The following is a 1,620-nucleotide window of genomic DNA, read 5'->3' as shown; positions in this document are numbered from 1 at the left end:
GCAGTGGGCGGCGCCGCGAGGTCCGCGGCCCGCCACAGCACCTTGCCGTCCTCGGTGCGGGGGTCGGGGTCGGCCCCGCCCTGCGCCGCCAGGGCCTGCGCAGCCAGCCAGTCACGGCGGAAGACGGAGCGGTGGCCGTCCGGGTCGAACGTCACCACGATCTCGGTGTCATGCTGCGCGGTGACAGTCGCGACGAGGCCGTTCGGGATATCTGTTATCTTCAGCAGCCGCTGACCGGTCACCGGGTCCCGGCAGTCCGGGCACGGGCAGTTGTGCCGCAGCCAGACCGCCGGGAAACCCGGTGTCACTGCTGGCGGCGGGCGACGAGCACCGGGGTGGGGGGCAATCCGACCTGGACCGAGGTGCCCGGGGGGATCGCGAGGGCGGCGGCCGACGCCAAGTCGACCCGGACCTCCGTGTCCCCCGACAGCAGGACCGCGACGCGGGTGATCGCGCCGAGGAAGGTGCGGCCGCTGACGATGCCGTTGCCGCCCTCGGCGGCCGCGACGGTCAGCCCCTCCGGGCGGACCAGCACGTCGACACGGCCGGACGTGAGGTTGTCTTCAATGGCGGGGCTGCCCGCCCCCCCATTGCCGATCACGGCGCACGAGGTGCCGAGGACCGTGACCGTGCCGGGGCCGGCCAGCTCGCCGGGCAGCCGGTTCATGGTGCCGACGAACTCGGCGACGAACGCGGTGGCCGGCCGGGAGTACAGCTCGGACGGGTCCGCGACCTGCTCCAGCCTGCCGTCGCGCATGACGCCGACCCGGTCGGCCATGGACAGCGCCTCTTCCTGGTCGTGGGTGACGAAGATCGTCGTGGTGCCGAGCCGCTGCTGCAGGGTGCGGATCTGCTCCCGCAGCTGCAGCCGGACCTTGGCGTCGAGCGCGGACAGCGGCTCGTCGAGCAGCAGCACGTGCGGCTCGATCGCCAGCGCCCGCGCGAGCGCGACACGCTGCTGCTGGCCGCCGGACAGCTGGTGCGGATACTGGCCCGCCTGCGCGGACAGGCCGACCATGTCGAGCAGCTCGGCAGCCCTGCGGCGGCGCTGCGGGGCGGCGGCCTTCCGCATGCGCAGCCCGAAGCCGACGTTGTCCAGTGCGCTCATGTTCGGGAAGAGGCTGTAGCTCTGGAACACCATGCCCATGTCCCGCCGCGCGGCAGGCACCCCGGACACGTCCTTGCCGTTCACCAGCACCTCGCCGGAGTCGGCGAACTCGAACCCGGCGACGATCCGCAGCGCGGTCGTCTTGCCGCACCCGGACGGGCCGAGCAGGGCGACGAGCTCGCCAGGGGCGATGTCGAGCGACATGCCATCGAGGGCCTTGGTCGCGCCGAACGCCCTGGTCAGGTTCCGCAGCGACACGGGCGTGCCTTCAGGGGGACCGCGGGCCGCGGCGGGCGGCGCGTAGGCCCCGGCCGCGGTACCGGTCTCGTTGGCCTTGGCTGTCATCAGTTTCCTATCGTCTGTTGGGGAGCCACGGTGAAGAGCGTCACCTCGCCGCCGCCGGTGCGGCGGGACTGGCGGGTGGCGATGACCGTGATCAGCATCAGGAAGACCCAGGTCACGAACAGCGCGAAGATCGAGGCGGCGACCGAGATCTGCGCGTTCTCCTGATC

2 protein-coding genes are annotated in these 1,620 nt (G+C 72.5%); both read right to left on the bottom strand.

The window, feature by feature from the left end; translation table 11 throughout:
- The coding region (locus WA805_RS18425; protein ID WP_425242942.1) for a gamma-butyrobetaine hydroxylase-like domain-containing protein at nt 1–308 on the bottom strand (308 nt) is incomplete at its 3' end.
- On the bottom strand, nt 305–1,453 hold the full coding sequence (locus tag WA805_RS18420) for an ABC transporter ATP-binding protein (protein WP_425242941.1): 1,149 nt from the start codon (nt 1,451–1,453) through the stop codon (nt 305–307). The genes WA805_RS18420 and WA805_RS18425, both read right to left, overlap by 4 nt.
- Nucleotides 1,454–1,620: the final 167 nt, after the last annotated feature.

It is taken from the genome of Trebonia sp. (genome assembly GCF_049794275.1).
Lineage (GTDB): Bacteria > Actinomycetota > Actinomycetes > Streptosporangiales > Streptosporangiaceae > Trebonia.
The sequence above is the reverse complement of the archived record's forward strand: the minus strand, read 5'-3'. Positions and strand labels throughout refer to the sequence as shown.